Genomic DNA, 17,083 nt, shown 5'->3' with positions numbered 1-17,083 from the left:
GGACCCGACCTCGGCCGATCGGGCTCAGACGGCCGCGTCCGCCTTCTCCGCCTCGACGGCGCCGGCATCGTCGTGCGCGGCTCCCCCGGCCTGCGCGTCCGTGCGCTGCTCCGCCGCCGCGGTGATGCGGGCCGCCATGCCGCTGAAGATGAAGCCGTGGAACGGCAGCACCGCCAGCCAGTACAGGCGTCCGGCGAGGCCGAGCGGGAAGAAGATGGCGCGCTGGTCGTAGCGGCTGCCGGTCGGGGTCGGCGTCGCGCGCAGCTCGAGCCACGCGGTGCCGGGCACCTTCATCTCGGCCCGCAGCCGCAGCAGGCTGCCGGGCTCGATCGCCTCCACGCGCCAGAAGTCGAGGGCGTCGCCGACCATCAGCCGGCCGCGGCTGCGGCGGCCGCGGGCGAGGCCCACACCGCCGACGAGCTTGTCCATCCAGCCGCGGATGGCCCACAGCACCGGCGAGGAATACCAGCCGTTCTCGCCGCCGATCGCCTGGATCACGTGCCAGAGCGACTCCGCCGGGGCGCTCGTCTCGGTCGACCGGGCGTCGGTGTAGACCGTGCGACCCGCCCACTCGGGGTCGCTCGCGAGCGGGTCGCTGGGCGCGCCCAGCACATCGGCGTCCTGCCAGCTCGTCTCCACCTCGTCTTCGCGGATGCGACCGAGGGCGAGCTTGACCGCCTGCCGGTACGGCGTGAGCCCCTGCTCGGGCGGCGGGATCAGGCCGTCGACGTCGTGGTTCTTCATCACGCAGTCGTTCTGCAGCGACTCGACCAGCGGGCGGGCGAGCGCCGCCGGGATGGGCGTGACGAGGTTGACCCAGTGCGACGCGAGCCGCGGCGTGAGCACGGGCAGCGCCGCGATGCCGCGCTGCTTGAGACCCGCTTCCACGGCATAGCCGTTCATCATCTGCCCGTAGCGCAGCACGTCGGGCCCGCCGATGTCGACCGCCCTGTTCACGTCGGCCGGCACGCGCGCGGCACCGAGCAGGTAGTGCATCACGTCGCGCACCGCGATGGGCTGGATGTGGTTGCGCACCCACTTCGGCGCGGGCATGTACGGCAGCACCTCGGTGAGGTGGCGGACCATCTCGAACGAGGCGGACCCCGATCCGATCACGACGCCCGCCTGCAGCACCAGCGACGGCACGCCCGAGCGCAGGAAGATGTCGCCGACCTCGACCCGCGAGCGCAGGTGCGCCGAAAGCGGGGCGTCATCGGGGTGCAGTCCGCCGAGGTAGATGATGCGACCGACGGATGCTGCGGCCGCCGCCGTCGCGACGGTGCGAGCCGCGGTCTGGTCAGCCGTCTCGAACTCCTTGCCTGCGGCCATGGAGTGCACAAGGTAGTAGAGCACATCGACGTCCTCCACCGCGGCGGCCATCGCCTCCGCATCCTCCGCCACACCCTCGGTCACCTCGACGCGGTTCCCCCACTCGTGGTTCGCCACGCGCGAGGTGTCCCGGGCCAGCACCCGCACGCGGTACCCCGCGGCCAGAAGCCGCGGCACGAGCCTGCCTCCGATGTAGCCGGTGGCTCCGAGGACGAGCGCACGGGGTGCCGTGCCGTCTGCGCGGGGCACCGCCCGCAGCGTCTCTTCCCGACCGGTGGGCGCACTGGTATCGACCATGCTCGGAGCCTAGATCGCAGCATCCACCCCGACGAGGGCTTGACGGCGCGGCCGGACGCGCCCTCGTCAGCGGCGCCCGTTGCCGAACAGCCCCCGGATCACGCCGCTCAGGATGGTCTGGGTCGAGCGCGATCCCAGCACCTTCTCGATGGTGGACTTCTGCGGGCGCGACGACGTGCGCGTCGTGCCCTGCGTGCGCTTGAGCAGCCGGTCGTACTCCGCCTGCGCCTTCTTGTCGGCGGCCACCTTCGCCTTGTCGGCGGCAGCCTGCTGCTTGGCCAGCTCGGCGGCGGCCTTGGCCTGCTCGACGGCGGCCTGCTCGGCGGCGTGCTTCTGCTCGGCGGCGTTCATCCGCTCCGTGAGGATCTCGCGGGCCGACTCGGGATCGATCGCCGTCCCGTACTTCGGCAGGAGCGGGGATGCCGCCACCGCGGCATCGATGCGGTCGTCGGGCGTCGGCGACATCAGCCCCTGCGGCGCGCGCAGTCGCGTCCAGGCGACGGGCGTGGGCGAGCCCTTCTCGCTCATCACGGTGACGATCGCCTCGCCGGTGCCGAGCTCCTGCAGCACCCGCTCCAGGTCGTAGCCCGACTTCGGGTACGTGCCCACCGTCGCGCGCAGCGCCTTGGCATCGTCGGGAGTGAACGCACGGAGGGCGTGCTGCACGCGCGAGCCGAGCTGCGCGAGCACATCGGACGGGACGTCCTTCGGCGTCTGCGTGACGAAGAAGACCCCGACGCCCTTCGAGCGGATCAGGCGCACCGTCTGCACGATCGCGGCGGTGAAGTCCTTCGACGCGTCGCGGAAGAGCAGGTGCGCCTCGTCGAAGAAGAACACCAGCTTCGGTTTGTCGAGGTCGCCGACCTCGGGCAGCAGCTCGTAGAGCTCCGCCAGCAGGTACATCAGGAAGGTCGAGAACAGGGCGGGCTTGTCGGCGACCCCCGGCACCTCGAGCAGGCTGATGATGCCCCGCCCGTCGGCGGCCGTGCGCAGGAACTCGGTGACCTCGAATTCCGGAGCCCCGAAGAAGACGTCGGCGCCCCCGTCGGCGAAGGTGATGAGCTCGCGCAGGATGACCCCCGCGGTGGCGGATGACAGCCCGCCCAGGCTCTTCAGCTCCCCCTTGCCCTCATCGCTCGTCAGGTAGGTGAGCACCGCCCGCAGGTCGGACAGGTCGACCAGCGGCAGCGCGTTCGCGTCGGCGTAGTGGAACACCAGCCCGACGCTCGACTCCTGCGTCTCGTTGAGACCCAGCACCTTGCTCAGCAGCAGCGGTCCGAAGCCCGAGACGGTCGCGCGCACCGGAACGCCCTTGCCGACGCCGCCGAGGGCGAAGTACTCGGTGGCGGATGCTGCGGGTGCCCAGTCCTGTCCGATCGCCCGCGTGCGCGCCAGCAGCTTCTCGCTGGACTCCCCCGGCGTGGCCACGCCCGACAGGTCACCCTTGATGTCGGCCGCGAACACCGGCACGCCCTTGGCGGCGAGCTGCTCGGCGAGGCCCTGCAGGGTGCGCGTCTTGCCCGTGCCCGTCGCGCCCGCGACGAGTCCGTGGCGGTTCATCATGCCCAGCGGGATGCGGACCTGCACGTCGGCCCTCGGCTCGCCGTTCATCAGCGCGCCGAGGTCGAGCGTGGCGGCCTCGAACGTGTACCCCTTCGCGACCGCCGCAACCTGCGTCTCGTCCAGCGGTCCCTCCGCGGGCGCGGCCGGTGCGGGGGCGGACTGGGCGGTTGCGGACGGGGCGGGCGCACCCTCCGCAGCCGTTGCGGGCGCACCCTCCGCAGCCGTTGCGGGCGCACCCTCCGCGGCCGGTGCGGTCGCGGCATCCGTTCCGCCGGTCTCGGCGGGGGCCGGCCCGGCACCCGCCGCAGCTCGGGCGGCCGCGGCCTCTGCGGCGGCGAGCGCGGCGCGGGCCTGCGCGGCCTTGAGCTGCGCCTCGGCGGCCTCGGACTCGGCGCGCAGCCGCGCCAGCTCGGCCTCTGCGGCGGCGACGGCGGGATCGGTCGGGGACGAGGGGTCGCTCATGCGCTCAGCCTAGTGAGCGGGGCACGCCGCGGTGCGGCGCGATCGGCGGCGGTGCGGGCGACTCAGGCGGGGGCGCGGCGGAGAGCCGCGGCATCCGCTCGTCGGTCCGCCTCTGCCGTGAGACGCGGCGCCATGACGGCGACCAGCACGAGGACCGCACCGGTTCCGACGAGTGCGCCGCCGATGGTGTCGGTGAGCCAGTGCGCGCCGAGGTAGGTGCGCGAGAAGGCCATCAGCAGCACCCACGCGATGCCGACGATGCGCACCCACAGGCGGGGGAAGAGCACCATCAGCGCCACGGCGATCGTGGTGGCGTTGGCGACGTGGCCCGAGGGGAACGACCCGAAGTCGGAGACGACGATGATGTCCTCCGGCCGAGCGCGGCCGAAGGTGTGCTTGAGGATCTGCACGAGCCCGGCGCTGAGCACCTCCGACGCGAGGAAGAACACCAGAGCCCACGGCCGTCGCGCGATCGCCAGCGCCGCCGCGATGATCAACGGCAGTCCAAAGATGCCGAACCACCCGCCGCCGAGCCAGTTCATCGCGAACGACACCCAGAGCAGGCTCTCGGTGCGGCTCTGGGCGAGGAGGGTGTTCCACCAGACGTCGACCGCGAACGGCGCGTCGCCGCGCACGTACAGGATGACCGCGCCGAGGGCGGTCGCCGCCGCGAAGAGCGCGAGCGCGATCCAAAGGTACGTCAGCCGGCTCCACCGGAAGGGGCGCACGCTCGACGTCGGGGACATCGCCCCATCATGCCAGCCGTCGCCGCTCCCGCGACGCCGCTGCACGACCGGCTCGCCCGCGCGCTCCCCGTCGGTCACGGAGCGAGCTGACCGACGGTGCGGGGGCGCACCAGCAGCCACAGCGAGAGCAGGCCGATGACGGCGCAGCCGGCCATGACCGAGGCCATGGTGGTCGCGGTGATGCCGGCGTCGTGCGCGACCCAGCCGACGACGGGCGAGATGAGACCCGCGACGCCGAAGTTCACGGCTCCGATGAGGGATGCCGCGGTGCCGGCCGCGCTGCCGTGACGGTCCAGCGCCAGCACCTGCACGCAGGGGAACGTGAAGCCGCACGCGGTCATGAAGAGGAACAGCGGCACCATGATGCCCCAGAGGCCGGCGCCGGCCTGATCGAGCACGATGATCGCGATCGAGGCGACGACGAGCACGCCGGTGGAGAAGGCCATGACCCACTGCGGGCCGAAGCGCGCCGCCAGACGCGACGCGAACTGCACGCCGGCGACCACGCCGAGGGAGTTGACGGCGAAGAGCAGCCCGTACTCCTGCGCCGAGAAGGCGTAGGTGACCTGGAAGAGGAACGAGGAGCTCGACAGGTAGGAGAACAGCCCGCTGAAGGTCATGCCGCCGATGACGAGCACGCCGATGAAGACGCGGTCCGACAGCACCGACTTGTAGCGCTGCAGCACGGTGGTGGTCTCGCGGTCCTGGCGGCGGGAGCGCGGCAGCGTCTCGGGCACGAGGAACAGCGCGCACACCAGCATCACCAGGCCGTAGATCGCGAGCACGACGAAGATGCCGCGCCACGACATGACCAGCAGCAGCGCGGAGCCGACGAGCGGGGCGGCGACCGGCGCGACGCCGGAGACGAGCGCGAGGCGCGACAGCATGACGACGAGGCGACGACCGCCGAACAGGTCTCGCACGATGGCCATGGCCACCACGCCGCCGGCCGCGGCGCCCATGCCCATCAGCACGCGGGCGCCGCCGAGCAGGAGCAGCGTCGGCGCGAGGGCGGCCGCGACGCTCGCGATCACGTGCAGCGCAGTGACGGCCAGCAGCGGGATGCGGCGGCCGACCTTGTCGCTGAGCGGACCGACGATGAGCTGTCCCAGAGCGAAGCCGAGCATCGTGCCGGTGAGGGTGAGCTGGATGGCGGTCGCCGACGTCTGGAAGTCGGCCTCGAGCACCGGGAACGCCGGCAGGTAGAGGTCGATCGTGAACGGACCGAGGGCCGTCAGAGCGCCGAGCAGGATGATGTAGACGATCCGGCGCGGCGTCGAGATCGAATCGCCGGGGTGCACGGTCGCGCCGGACGCGCCGGCGGTGCGGACGGCGCCGGTCATGGGCGTGCCGCCCACGGTCACGATGGTGCCGGTGGGCGTGGCGTCGGAGGCGGCGCGTCGGTCGACGCCCTTCTCCGGGGTGGAGGAACGGACGGCGGGCGTGGAGGAAGTGTCGAGCACGGCTTCTTCTTCGGGAACGAGGACGCGTCGCGACGCCGACGGGGTCGGGCGCGGCGGAACAGTGATGGATGGGAGTGGCGAAGAGCGGGAGCGGTCACCGGCGAGAGAGTGAACAGAGCCGATGGAACGCATCGAATCGATTCGACCTTCATCGTAGCAAAGGCGGCCCGGCGCCGCGATATTCCCTCCCGGCCAACGGGACGACACCTCGCGGCCCGTCGCCTCGCGGCCGTGTCCTCGCGGCCGCCGCGGCGCCGGCATCCTGAGCACCTTCCCAGATCGGGGCCCATGCGCCCGCATAGGCTGGACGGGCACCTTCCGAGACCGCCCAGCCCGCACGGGCTGCCCAGCCGAGAGCCCGCACATGGCCCCGACTCCCCCTGAGAAGCGCACGAGCGGCAATCCGGCGATCCGCGCCGACATCGCCCTGACCACGAAGCAGCAGCGCGAGCAGAAGCGTCAGGAGAAGCTCGCCGAGTATCAGAAGCAGCTCGCCGCCCGCCGGCGCAGCAAGCTCGCCTGGTGGATCGTGGGATCCGCGGCCGCCGTCATCGTCATCGGCGTGGTCGTGGCATCCTTCGTTCTCGCTCCGAAGCCGGCCGTGACCTACGGGGCGCTGGACAGCACGGGCGCCGAGATCGAGGGCGTCCAGACCTTCACCAACACCTCCCGCCACGTCGACGGCCCTGTCGACTACCCGCAGACGCCGCCCGCCGGCGGAGACCACAACGCCGTCTGGCTGAACTGCGGTATCTACACCGAGCCGCAGGTCAACGAGAACGCCGTGCACGCCCTCGAGCACGGCGCGGTCTGGGTGACCTACGACGCCGCGGCCCTGAGCGACGGCGACCTCGCCACGCTGAAGACGAAGCTGCCGTCGAGTTACGTGGTGCTCTCGCCCTACGAGGGTCTCGACTCCCCCCTCGTGCTCAGCGCCTGGGACCACCAGCTCGCCCTCGACTCGGTCGACGACCCGCGCATCGGGGAGTTCTTCGAGGAGTACTGGCGCAGCCAGAACGCCCCCGAGCCCAACGCCGCGTGCTCGGGCGCGATCGACGGCCCCGGCAAGCAGTGACGCCCCGCCGATGACCGACGCGACCGACGACGAGCAGATCGGGACCGCGCTCCCGCCTACCCGCCGGTCGTGGGCCCTGATCGTGCTGGGCATCGTGGCGGTCGCCGCGCTCGCGTTCGCCATCGGACGGTTCACCGCGTTCGGCACGGTCGCAGAGCCCGCGCCCAACGCAGCGGACATCGGCTTCGCGCGCGACATGCAGGTGCACCACGCGCAGGCGGTGGAGATGGCGATGGACATCTACCGCGCCACCGACGACGACGAGCTGCGCATCCTGTCCTACGACATCGCCACCGGGCAGTCCGCCCAGAAGGGCGAGATGTACGACTGGCTCGCCCAGTGGGGCGAGCCGCAGAGCGGCGGCCCGCTGATGCAGTGGATGTCGGCGGCGGACGGCCACGCGCACGGCGCCGACGGGGCGCAGCAGACCGACGCCGAGCTGCAGGAGGCGATGGGCATGGCCACCCCGGCACAGCTCGACGACCTCCGCGCCGCGACGGGCACGACCGGTGACTGCCTGTTCCTGTCGCTGATGACCCGTCATCACCAGGGTGCCGTGCAGATGGTGGATGCCGTGCTTCAGCTCGGCTCGAAGCAGAACGTGCTGCACACCGCCGCGGCGATGAAGGAGACGCAGACGGCGGAGATCGACGCGATGGCGTCGATGCAGGCGCGCCTGCAGTGCGGGTGAGGCCGGCCGCTACAGTGGTCGCGTGAGCGCCGAGACCTCGCCCGCCGTCCCCCGCCGCAGACCCGTGGTGGTCACCGTCGCGGTCGTGATGGTCTACCTCTCCGGCATCCTGAACGTCGTCGTCGGCACCTTCGTCCTGCTCAGCCGCTACGACGTCGCACCAGAGGACGTGCTCCCGGTGTCGCTGCTCGGCGCCGGCCTCATCCTGTTCGGCCTGCTCACCCTCGCCGTCGCCTCCGGGCTCTCCCGCGGAAGCCGGTTGTCGCGCATCCTCGTCACGCTCTACCTGGTCGCACAGCTCGTGCTCCACGTCATCACCATCGCGGTGGCCGACACGTGGGATTGGACGGAGGCCGCGCAGATCCTGCTCGAGCTCCTCATCCTCACCGCCGTCTGGCTCCCGCCCGGCGCGCGGTTCTTCGTGCGGCCCGCCGCTGCCGCCGATTCCCCGGTGCCGTCCGCGGCCTGAGCGGGCCGGATCAGTCGGAGCGGCTGCGCGTCACGCGCCGCGCTCGGCTCTCGCGATCACGCGACGGTGGACGAAGCGCACGGCCTCGATGCCGCCGACGGTGAGCGCCGTGACGAGGGCGACGGGGTAGGCCGCCTCCTTTCCCGGGTCGACGAGCTGGAAGAACTGCGTCGCCGGCGGGAGCGTGAACACGATGACGAGGGCGATGAACATGGCGCCGATCACCAGCGTCTTGAGCCGCGTGATCGGCCGCGCGAGCACGGTGAGCACCCAGATGCCGACGATGGCGAGGATGATCGTCGCTCCCGTGCGCAGCTCCGGCTCTGGCACCTCGAGGGCCATGGCGCCGCGGGTGTACAGGGTCAGCGCGACAGCGATGATCAGACCGGCGGGGATGGCGAAGGTCAGGGAGCGCCGGAGGAAGCCGGGCACGTAGCGCTGGGTGTTGGGCATCAGCGCGAGGAAGAACGCCGGGATGCCGATCGTCAGCCCGTCGGTGATGGAGAGCTGCCGCGGCAGGAACGGGAACTCCAGCACCATCACCCCGAACAGGATCGCGAGACCCGTGGCGTAGACGGTCTTGGTGAGGAACAGCATCGAGACGCGCTCGATGTTGGCGATCACCTGGCGCCCCTCGGCGACGACGTCGGGCAGGTGCGAGAACTGGCCGTCGAGCAGCACCAGGCGTGCCACGGCCTTGGTCGCGGCTGCTCCGGAGTTCATCGCGATGCCGATGTCGGCGGTCTTGATCGCCAGGGCGTCGTTGACGCCGTCACCGGTCATGGCGACCGTGTGTCCGCGCGACTGCAGCGCGACCACCATGCGCTTCTTCTGGTCGGGGGTGACCCGGCCGAAGACGTGCTCCCGCTCCAGCACGTCGGCGAGGGCCGCGTCGTCCTCGGGGAGCCGGCGCGCATCGAACCCCTCGGCGACGTCGAGCCCCACCTCCCGGGCGATGGCGGCGACGGTGCGCGGGTTGTCGCCGGAGATGATGCGGATGCCGACGCTCTGCCGCCGGAAGTACGCGAGGGTGTGCGCGGCATCCGGCCGCACCTTCTCGCGGAAGGTGAGCACCGAGACCGCTCGGACGTCGGCGGGCAGCGTCTCGTCCTCGGCCTGCTGCGCGGTGAGCGGTGCGGGCGCATGCCCGAGCACGAGCGTGCGCCGTCCGGTGGCGGCGAGCTCCGTCACCACGGATCCCAGTTCCGTGGAGGGATCGGCCGCAGCATCCCCGAACACCATCTCCGGGGCTCCGAACACCCACGTGCCCGCGGCGGGTCCTCCGGCGAACGACACGGCGCTCCACTTGCGCGCCGACGAGAACGGGATGGTCTCGCCCGGCACGAGCGGCTCGGTGACGGGGTACGGCTCCTGCAGACAGCGGGCGGTGGCGTTCGCGCCGGGGGCCGCGCCGTACCAGGCCAGCACCTGCTCCCAGCCGGTCGCCGGCGACGGCAGACCGTGCGCGCCGTCGAAGCGGATCTCCCCGAGGGTGAGCGTGCCCGTCTTGTCGAGGCAGATGACGTCGACGCGGGCCAGACCCTCGACCGCGGGCAGCTCGTTGACCAGCACCTGCCGCGCCGCGAGCCGCGACGCGCCCACCGCGAACGCGATGGAGCACATCAGCACGAGTCCGAGCGGGATCATCGCCGTCAGCGACGCGATAGTGTTGACGACGGCCTGCACCCAGCTGCCCGTGCGCCACGCCTCGGCGTAGCCTCCGGCCACCATGACCTGCGCGTTGAAGACGAGCAGTCCGATGGGGCCGATGCCCCAGCTCACCCACGTCAGCACGCGGTTGACGGACGTCCGCAGCTCGCTCGCGACGAGCGAGAACCGCTTGGCCTCCGCGGCGAAGGTGTTGGCGTAGGAGTCCGCACCCACGCGGACGACCTGCGCGGCCCCGTCACCCGCCACCACGAGCGAGCCGGAGAGCACCTCCGAGCCGGGCGCCTTGTCGACGGCATCGGATTCGCCGGTGAGCATGGACTCGTCGACCTGAAGGCCGCGCGCCTCGAGGATGCGCGCGTCGGCGGGGATCTGGTCGCCCGCGCGCAGCACGAGGACGTCGTCCAGCACCACCTCCGGTGGGCGGATCTCGGCCTCGGCGCCGTCGCGCCGCACGCGCGCCAGCGGCGCGTTGAGCAGCGCGAGCCGGTCGAGCGCGGCCTTCGCGCGGAACTCCTGCACGCAGCCGATGATCGCGTTGGCCGTGGCGGCGAGGCCGAACAGCGCGTCCTGCCAGCGCCCGAGCACGAACAGCAGGAAGAAGCATCCGAAGACGATGCCGTTGAAGAGCGTGAAGACGTTGGCGCGGACGATGTTCCACGCGCTGCGGCTCGAGTCGGCCGTGAACGCATTCGAGCGACCGGACGCGGCGCGCTCGGCCGCCTCCGCGGCCGAGAGTCCCCTGCGCGCATCGACGACGGTCAGGTCCGGCGACGCGGGCGAGGCTGTCATGCGATCACCATAGCGGGGCGTCCGCGCCGCCCCGGTGTGCGGGGCGGCCCCTCCCCCAGGCAGACGAGAGGGGCCGGCGCAGGTCCCCCGATCCGCTCCGGCCCCGCTCACTCCTTCCGGGACTACCCCTTCGTGGCCCCGGCGAGGAGTCCTCGCACGAAGAACCGCTGCAGGGCGAAGAACACGATCAGCGGAACGAGGATGGAGATGAACGTTCCCGCCGACTGCAGGAACCACTGGTCGCCCCACGTGCCCGACAGGGAGTTGAGCGACTGCGTCAACGGCAGCGATGACGATGGCGCGAAGATCGTCGCGACCAGCAGGTCGTTCCACACCCAGATGAACTCGAGCACGGCGAAGGACGCCAGGGCCGGGGCCGCGAGCGGCAGGATGAGCCGGAAGAAGATCTGGCCGTGTCCTGCGCCGTCAACGCGCGCCGCCTCGATGACCTCGTGGGGGATCTCGGCGATGAAGTTGTGCAGCAGGAAGATCGCCAGCGGCATCGCGAAGATCACGTGGGCGATCCACACCGTGGCGAAGCTGTGCTCCACTCCGCGCAGGTCGAAGCCCGGGAAGATGGTGACCTCGTTGATGGTGAGCCCTCGGGAGAACAGGCTCAGCAGCGGGACGAGGGCCATCTGGAGCGGCACGATCTGCAGCGCGAAGATGAAGATGAAGAAGAAGTTCCGGCCCTTGAAGTCGATCCAGGCGAAGGCGTACGCGATGAGCGAGGCGATCGCCAGGGCGAACACCACGACCGGGATCGTGATGGCCAGCGAGTTCAGGAACGAGGCACCCAGGGTGAGGGCGGTGCCTCCCGAGGTGAGCGCGAGGCGATAGTTCTCCAGCGTGAAGCCCGGGTCGGTGAAGATCGTCCACCAGCCGGAGGACTGTGTGTCGGCACCCGGACGGAACGAGGTGACGAACAGACCGAACGTCGGGATCGTCCAGACGAAGGCGATCGCGACGGCCGCGATCGTGGCCCCCTTCGAGGTGAGGCGCTTCTGCGCCGACTTCTCGTGCTTGCGGGTGTCCCGTGCCACCTGACGGGCGGTGCGGGTGTCTGTCGTCGGCTCGATGACGACTGTAGAGATGGTCATCGGATCTCCCTCTGCTTCCGGATCTGGCGGACGTTGAAGATGATCAACGGCAGCACGAAGATGAACAGCACGACCGCCAGCGCCGCGGAGTGACCGTAGCTCTGGAAGCGCTGCTGCTGGTTCACCATCTCGAAGGCGAGGACGGTGGAGTCGTTGCGGCCACCGGTCATGACGGCGACGATGTCGTACACCTTCAGGGCTCCGATGGCGATCGTCGTCAGCACGACGATGAGGGAGGAGCGGATGCCGGGGATGGTGACGTTGATGAAACGCTCCCAGGCGTTGGCGCCGTCGAGCTCGGCGGCCTCCATCTGCTCCGGCGGCACGGCCTTGATGGCCGCCGAGAGGATGACCATGGCCAGGCCCGTCTGCGACCAGATGAACACCACGACCAGGAGGAGGGTGTTCACCAGCGGTGCGGCGGCGAGCCACGACACGGGCTCTCCGCCGAAGGCGGTGACGATCGCGTTGAGCGCACCGATCTGCTGACCCTGGCGGAAGTCGTAGACGAACTTCCAGATGATGCCGGCGCCGACGAACGAGATGGCGAACGGCATGAAGATGAGGATCTTGAGCGCGCGCTCGCCCTTGGCCCGGTCGATGAAGACCGCGTAGGCGAGACCCACCGCGGTCGCGATGGTCGGAGCCAGCAGCACCCAGATGATCGTGTTGATCACCGACCAGAACCCCTCGGGGTTCGTGAAGGTCCAGATGTAGTTGTCGAGGCCCACGAACTCCGACCCGGTCTTGTCCATGAAGGACTGCACCAGGGTCGACAGCGCCGGGTAGATGAGGCCGATGAGGAGGAGGATCGCTGCCGGCGCGGCGAAGAGGACGAGCTGGAACAGGTAGCCGGCGCCCTCGCGCGAGCGGTAGTCGGCGTAGAACAGCACGCCGCCCAGGATCACCGCGATCGCCAGGACGTAAATGACCGCGTTCTGATACGGACGCAGCAGCATGAACGCGATGACCGGGATCAGGAAGCAGGATGCCAGGCGCAGCCAGAAGTAGAAGCGACCGGCTCGGGGCGCGTACTCGATGAGGAGCAGCAGCAGGCCCACGACGACGCCGAACACCAGCACGATGATCGGGATCTGGACGATCGGACCGAGCTCACCGAGCCACTTGAAGAAGCTGTTCAGCGAGAAGCCGAGCGTGGTCGGCTTCGTCTCCGCGGGCGCCCGCGTGATCATGAAGAGGAAGAGCGCGACCGCGAGGATCAGCGCGATGGCGACGACGAGGCCGGTCGTGCGTCGGGTGCGCGCCACCCGCTCGTCTTTGCGTTCGACGCGTTTCGGGTCGGGCGGTGGAGCCGCCGTGGCTGGAGCCTGCCTGATATCGGTCATGATTACCCTTCCGAGCACGTCGTCGGACTCATGGATGGATCTCGCCGGCGATCGACGAATTACCGCCGGCTGCCCCGTCTGCCCCGGGACGGTTCCGTCCGATGGGCCGCCCGCGGAAGCGAACGGCCCACCGGACGTGCAGTGTCAGATCAGTTGTCGTAACCGGCCTGGATGTCGCTCAGCACCGTGTCGGTCGGGGTGCCGTCGATCCAGCTGACCATGCCCTTCCAGAACGATCCCGAACCCACCGTCGCCGGCATCAGGTCGGACGCGTCGAAGCGCAGCGTGGTGCTGGGGTCCTGGAGGACCTTCATGGCCTCCTGCAGGAACTCGCTGGAGGCTAGCGACGGGTCCGCGCCCTTGTTGGCCGAGACCACGCCGCCGAGCTTGACGCGGGCGTCAGCGAACTCGGGGGTCGACATGAACTCCGTGACCTTCTGGACGGCCTCGTCGTCGGAGAAGGCGGCGACGAACTCTCCACCACCCTCGACGGCGAGCTCACCCTCCTTCACACCCGGGAGGATGAAGGCGTAGACGTCACCGTCGGGGGCGATCGTCGGGGTCTCGCCCGCCGCGTTCTTCACGGTGAGGAAGTTCGCCGAGAGGAACGACGCCTGGTGCGTCATGGGGCAGGTGCCGTCGGCGACCTTGGCCGCGACATCCGCGAACGCCACCGAGTTGATGCTCTGCACGTCACCGAAGCCGGCGTTGACGTAGTTGGGGTCGAGGAGGATCTTGCCGACGGCGTCGAACGCCTCCTTGATCTCGGGGTCGGTGAACTTGACCTCGTTGGCGACCCACTTGTCGTAGACGTCGGCGCCGGACTGACGCAGGACCATGTCCTCGATCCAGTCGGTGCCGGGCCAGCCCGAGGCGGCCTCGGACGCGAAGCCGGCGCACCACGAGGGGCCGCCCGACTTCTCCGCGATCGTCTGCGTGAGGGTCATCAGCTCGTCGAACGTCTTGGGAACCTCGACGCCCCACTCCTTGAACTTCGCCGGGGAGTACCAGACGTAGCCCTTGAGGTTGGCGAGCATCGGCGCGGCGTAGAACGTGTCGTCGAACGTGCCGTACGACTTCCAGCCGGCGTCCCAGTACTCGTCGACGTTCTTCGAGACGGCGTCGGTGCCGGGCTTGACCTCGCCGGTGCCGACGAGGGTCTTGAGCAGACCCGGCTGCGGGACGATCGCGATGTCGGGGGCGTCGCCGCCGCTGACCTTCGTGACGATGTTGCCCTCGAAGCCCTTGTCGCCCGTGTAGACGACCTTGATGCCGGTGTCGGCGGTGAACTGCTCGAACGACTGGTTCAGCGCGTCGGCCTCGGTGCCGGTGATGCCGCCCGAGATGCGGACCGTGGCACCTTCCGTGCCGCCGGAGGCGCTGCCGCCGCCCGAGTCGCCGCCTTCAGCGCAGCCCGCGAGGGTCAGGGCGCCGATGGCGACCAGACCCAATCCCACCGTCATGCGGCGGTGCAGGGTAGACCGCATTCCATTCATGTACTGCCTCCTCGTCGAGTCGTGCGCGCCAGCGCGCACGAAGCTGTTGCCCCTGGATCGATGCTTAGGGAACCGATTCCATGCACACGCTAGGCGATCATCGACCGCGCGTGCAACACCCGTTCATCACAACTCGGTAACCCCCGGAATGACAGCGTGGTAGCGCTCCCACGGCGTCACCGAATCGTGACTGGAATCGGTTCCATTCTGTGGCCGCCGAAGCTATCCTCGAACCGGTCGCGCACCAGGCGTCACCGCCCGATGGAGGGAGGGATCGTGAGCGGGATCTCCGATGTCGCCCGCCGCGCCGGCGTCTCCAAGGCCACCGCCAGCCGGGCCCTCACCGGGCACGGCTACGTCTCCCCCGACACCCGCGCCCGTGTCCAGGACGCCGCCCGCGCGCTGGGGTACGTCGCGTCCAGTAACGCCGCCAGTCTCGTCACCGGCCGCACGCGCAACATCGGCGTGATCATGCCCTATCTGAACCGCTGGTTCTTCGCGGAGGTGCTCGAGGGCATCCAGGATGCGCTGCTCGAGCACGGCCTCGACCTCACCCTGTATGACGCGCGTCCCGGAACCCACGGGCGGCGGCTCATCTTCGAGGACTTCCTCGCGCGCAAGAGGTTCGACGGGCTCATCGCTGTCGGCCTCGAGCCGGAGGACCGCGAGCTGGAGAGGCTCGTCGGCATCGGCCGCCCGATCGTCAGCGTCGTGGGCGTGGGAGCCGATTCGAGCGCCATCACGCTCGACGACGACGCGGCCGCCCGCCGCGCCGCCGAGCACCTGCTGGCGCTCGGCCACCGGCGCATCGCCTTCCTCGGCGGCGACCCGCGCGACCACTGGGCCGACGTCGACCGCCGACGACTCGACGGCTACACGCGGGCGATGACCGACGCCGGCCTCGCGCACGAGGTCTGCCACATCTCCTCCGCGGTCACGATGCCGGGCGGCTACGCCGCGGCCGTCGACCTGCTGAGCGACGCGAGCCGACGACCGACCGGGCTCGTCGGGGTGTGCGACGAGGTGGCCATCGGCGCGATCATCGCCGCGCGCCGCCTGGGCATCCAGGTGCCCGGCGACCTCAGCGTCGTCGGCATCGACGACCACGAGTTCGCGGAGATGTTCGCGCTGACCACGCTCGCGCAGGATCCGCGTGCCCAGGGCGCGGAGGCCGTGCGTGTGCTGCTGGAGCACATCTCCGATCCCGGCGTGGCGCCCATCGAGCTCCAGCTCCAGGCGCGGCTCATCGTGCGCAGCTCCACCGCTCCTGTCGACCGGGCGTCCTCGGCGATCGAGGCCAACACCGGCGGTCGGTGAGCAGCGGTGGTCGCACAGCCCCGCACGAGCGGAGCGCCGGCACGAGAAGAGCGCCGCATGAGAAAGGCCCCCGGATGCTTCCGCATCCGAGGGCCTCGTTCGACGTGAGTCGAATTACTTCAGGGTGACCGTAGCGCCGGCCTCCTGGAGAGCGGCCTGAGCCTTCTCCGCGGCCTCCTTGGAAGCGCCCTCGAGCACTGCCTTGGGGGCACCGTCGACGACGGCCTTGGCCTCGCCGAGGCCGAGCGAGGTGAGCTCGCGGACGACCTTGATGACCTGGATCTTCTTCTCGCCGGCAGCCTCGAGGATGACGTCGAATGCCGTCTGCTCCTCGACCTCTTCGGCGGCGGCGCCACCGGCGGCGGCGGGGCCGGCAACGGCGACCGGAGCAGCGGCGGTGACGTCGAAGGTCTCCTCGAAGGCCTTGACGAACTCGCTGAGCTCGATGAGCGTGAGCTCCTTGAAGGCGTCGAGAAGCTCGTCAGTGGTGAGCTTTGCCATGATGTTTCTCCTTGTTGGTGTGTCGAATCAACCGCGGTGAGGCCGGAACCTACGCCGCGGACTCCTGCTTCTCGCGCAGTGCGTCGACCGTGCGAACGGCCTTCGACGGCAGTGCGTTGAAGACATAAGCGGCCTTCGTCATCGTCGCCTTCATCGCGCCGGCGAGCTTCGCCAGCAGGACGTCACGGGACTCGAGGTCGGCGAGCTTGTTGACCTCATCCGCGGTCAGCGGGTTGCCATCGAAATAGCCGCCCTTGATCACGAGAAGAGGGTGTGCCTTGGCGAAGGCACGCAGACCCTTGGCGACGGAGACGGGGTCTCCGTGCACGAACGCGATGGCCGAGGGGCCCTTGAGACCCTCATCCAGCGCGGTGATGCCCGCGTTGTTCGCGGCGATCTTGGTCAGCGTGTTCTTCACCACGGCGTATTCCGCGTCCTGACGGATGTCGCTGCGGAGCTGCTTGAGCTCCGCAACCGTCAGACCGCGGTACTCGGTCAGCAGAACGGCGGTCGAGTTCTCGAAGTTCTTCGTGAGCTCGGCGACCGATGCATCCTTCTGCGCCATGGCCACTCCTTGTATGTACGAGACGCTCCGCGGTGGCGGGCGTCGGCCGCAGCATCCGGTCTTCTCGGCACACATGCAAAAAGCTCCGGCGCAAGCGCACGGAGCTGGATTCCCGAAGGAGATTCGTTCGTGACACCTGCGCGGGCCTCTGCGATGCAGTGCTTCGATCTTCATGCGCTTTCGCGCACTCCGATGACCGGCGG

General features: G+C 70.0%; 14 protein-coding genes. 4 read left to right on the top strand and 10 right to left on the bottom strand.

What is annotated here, in order from left to right; translation table 11 throughout:
* Positions 1–24 precede the first annotated feature (24 nt).
* From ABC304_RS08695 to ABC304_RS08680, 4 genes are all read right to left on the bottom strand, one after another.
* Positions 25–1,626 (bottom strand): SDR family oxidoreductase, encoded by a 1,602-nt coding sequence (locus ABC304_RS08695; RefSeq protein WP_412930208.1) that lies wholly within the window; start codon positions 1,624–1,626, stop codon positions 25–27.
* A gap of 66 nt (positions 1,627–1,692) precedes the next feature.
* Complete coding sequence (locus tag ABC304_RS08690) at positions 1,693–3,651, bottom strand: helicase HerA-like domain-containing protein (protein WP_412930207.1); 1,959 nt, start codon at positions 3,649–3,651, stop codon at positions 1,693–1,695.
* Between the two features lie 62 nt (positions 3,652–3,713).
* On the bottom strand, positions 3,714–4,475 hold the full coding sequence (locus ABC304_RS08685) for a phosphatase PAP2 family protein (RefSeq protein WP_412930206.1): 762 nt from the start codon (positions 4,473–4,475) through the stop codon (positions 3,714–3,716).
* Positions 4,472–5,860 (bottom strand): multidrug effflux MFS transporter, encoded by a 1,389-nt coding sequence (locus ABC304_RS08680; protein ID WP_412930205.1) that lies wholly within the window; start codon positions 5,858–5,860, stop codon positions 4,472–4,474. The genes ABC304_RS08685 and ABC304_RS08680 overlap by 4 nt, the downstream gene beginning before the upstream one ends.
* Before the next feature lie 364 nt (positions 5,861–6,224).
* On the opposite strand from ABC304_RS08680, the gene ABC304_RS08675 reads away from it, so the two are divergent.
* Genes ABC304_RS08675 through ABC304_RS08665 form a run of 3 tightly spaced genes read left to right on the top strand, consistent with a single transcriptional unit; the run spans position 6,225 to position 8,095 of the window.
* Complete coding sequence (locus tag ABC304_RS08675) at positions 6,225–6,935, top strand: thioredoxin-like domain-containing protein (protein ID WP_412930204.1); 711 nt, start codon at positions 6,225–6,227, stop codon at positions 6,933–6,935.
* Positions 6,936–6,945: 10 nt separating this feature from the next.
* Entirely contained in the window at positions 6,946–7,626 is a 681-nt protein-coding gene (locus ABC304_RS08670) for a DUF305 domain-containing protein (protein ID WP_412930203.1), read from the top strand.
* Positions 7,627–7,648: 22 nt separating this feature from the next.
* Positions 7,649–8,095 (top strand): hypothetical protein, encoded by a 447-nt coding sequence (locus ABC304_RS08665; RefSeq protein WP_412930202.1) that lies wholly within the window; start codon positions 7,649–7,651, stop codon positions 8,093–8,095.
* A 30-nt stretch (positions 8,096–8,125) separates the two neighbouring features.
* Here ABC304_RS08665 and ABC304_RS08660 read toward each other — a convergent pair whose 3' ends face one another.
* The 4 genes from ABC304_RS08660 to ABC304_RS08645 form a co-directional block, all read right to left on the bottom strand.
* On the bottom strand, positions 8,126–10,555 hold the full coding sequence (locus tag ABC304_RS08660; protein WP_412930201.1) for an HAD-IC family P-type ATPase: 2,430 nt from the start codon (positions 10,553–10,555) through the stop codon (positions 8,126–8,128).
* A gap of 122 nt (positions 10,556–10,677) precedes the next feature.
* Positions 10,678–11,655 carry a carbohydrate ABC transporter permease gene (locus ABC304_RS08655; RefSeq protein WP_412930200.1) on the bottom strand — a complete coding sequence of 326 codons (978 nt, stop codon included), beginning with the start codon at positions 11,653–11,655 and terminating at the stop codon, positions 10,678–10,680.
* Positions 11,652–13,001 carry a carbohydrate ABC transporter permease gene (locus tag ABC304_RS08650; RefSeq protein WP_412930199.1) on the bottom strand — a complete coding sequence of 450 codons (1,350 nt, stop codon included), beginning with the start codon at positions 12,999–13,001 and terminating at the stop codon, positions 11,652–11,654. The genes ABC304_RS08655 and ABC304_RS08650 overlap by 4 nt, the downstream gene beginning before the upstream one ends.
* Positions 13,002–13,150: 149 nt before the next feature.
* Positions 13,151–14,464, bottom strand: a complete 1,314-nt coding sequence (locus tag ABC304_RS08645) for an ABC transporter substrate-binding protein (protein WP_412930198.1) — start codon at positions 14,462–14,464, stop codon at positions 13,151–13,153.
* 309 nt (positions 14,465–14,773) lie between these two features.
* Between ABC304_RS08645 and ABC304_RS08640 the strand changes: the two genes are divergently transcribed.
* Positions 14,774–15,814 carry a LacI family DNA-binding transcriptional regulator gene (locus tag ABC304_RS08640; RefSeq protein ID WP_412930196.1) on the top strand — a complete coding sequence of 347 codons (1,041 nt, stop codon included), beginning with the start codon at positions 14,774–14,776 and terminating at the stop codon, positions 15,812–15,814.
* Between the two features lie 114 nt (positions 15,815–15,928).
* On the opposite strand, the gene rplL is transcribed toward ABC304_RS08640, so the two are convergent.
* Together rplL and rplJ are read right to left on the bottom strand one after the other, a co-directional pair.
* Entirely contained in the window at positions 15,929–16,315 is a 387-nt protein-coding gene (rplL, locus tag ABC304_RS08635; RefSeq protein WP_412930195.1) for a 50S ribosomal protein L7/L12, read from the bottom strand.
* Positions 16,316–16,364: 49 nt separating this feature from the next.
* Positions 16,365–16,880, bottom strand: a complete 516-nt coding sequence (gene rplJ / locus ABC304_RS08630) for a 50S ribosomal protein L10 (RefSeq protein ID WP_127096296.1) — start codon at positions 16,878–16,880, stop codon at positions 16,365–16,367.
* Between the last annotated feature and the right edge of the window lie 203 nt (positions 16,881–17,083).

It is taken from the genome of Microbacterium jepli, assembly GCF_047237905.1.
GTDB lineage: Bacteria > Actinomycetota > Actinomycetes > Actinomycetales > Microbacteriaceae > Microbacterium.
This window is presented reverse-complemented; position numbering and strand designations above follow the sequence as displayed.

Bases quoted from the DNA above. Each gene is read 5' to 3' on its own strand.
- ABC304_RS08695 (WP_412930208.1), bottom strand. From the start codon at position 1,626: ATGGTCGATACCAGTGCGCCCACCGGTCGGGAAGAGACGCTGCGGGCG.
- ABC304_RS08690 (WP_412930207.1), bottom strand. From the start codon at position 3,651: ATGAGCGACCCCTCGTCCCCGACCGATCCCGCCGTCGCCGCCGCAGAG.
- ABC304_RS08675 (WP_412930204.1), top strand. From the start codon at position 6,225: ATGGCCCCGACTCCCCCTGAGAAGCGCACGAGCGGCAATCCGGCGATC.
- ABC304_RS08670 (WP_412930203.1), top strand. From the start codon at position 6,946: ATGACCGACGCGACCGACGACGAGCAGATCGGGACCGCGCTCCCGCCT.
- ABC304_RS08660 (WP_412930201.1), bottom strand. From the start codon at position 10,555: ATGACAGCCTCGCCCGCGTCGCCGGACCTGACCGTCGTCGATGCGCGC.
- ABC304_RS08655 (WP_412930200.1), bottom strand. From the start codon at position 11,655: ATGACCATCTCTACAGTCGTCATCGAGCCGACGACAGACACCCGCACC.
- ABC304_RS08650 (WP_412930199.1), bottom strand. From the start codon at position 13,001: ATGACCGATATCAGGCAGGCTCCAGCCACGGCGGCTCCACCGCCCGAC.
- ABC304_RS08645 (WP_412930198.1), bottom strand. From the start codon at position 14,464: ATGACGGTGGGATTGGGTCTGGTCGCCATCGGCGCCCTGACCCTCGCG.
- rplL (WP_412930195.1), bottom strand. From the start codon at position 16,315: ATGGCAAAGCTCACCACTGACGAGCTTCTCGACGCCTTCAAGGAGCTC.
- rplJ (WP_127096296.1), bottom strand. From the start codon at position 16,880: ATGGCGCAGAAGGATGCATCGGTCGCCGAGCTCACGAAGAACTTCGAG.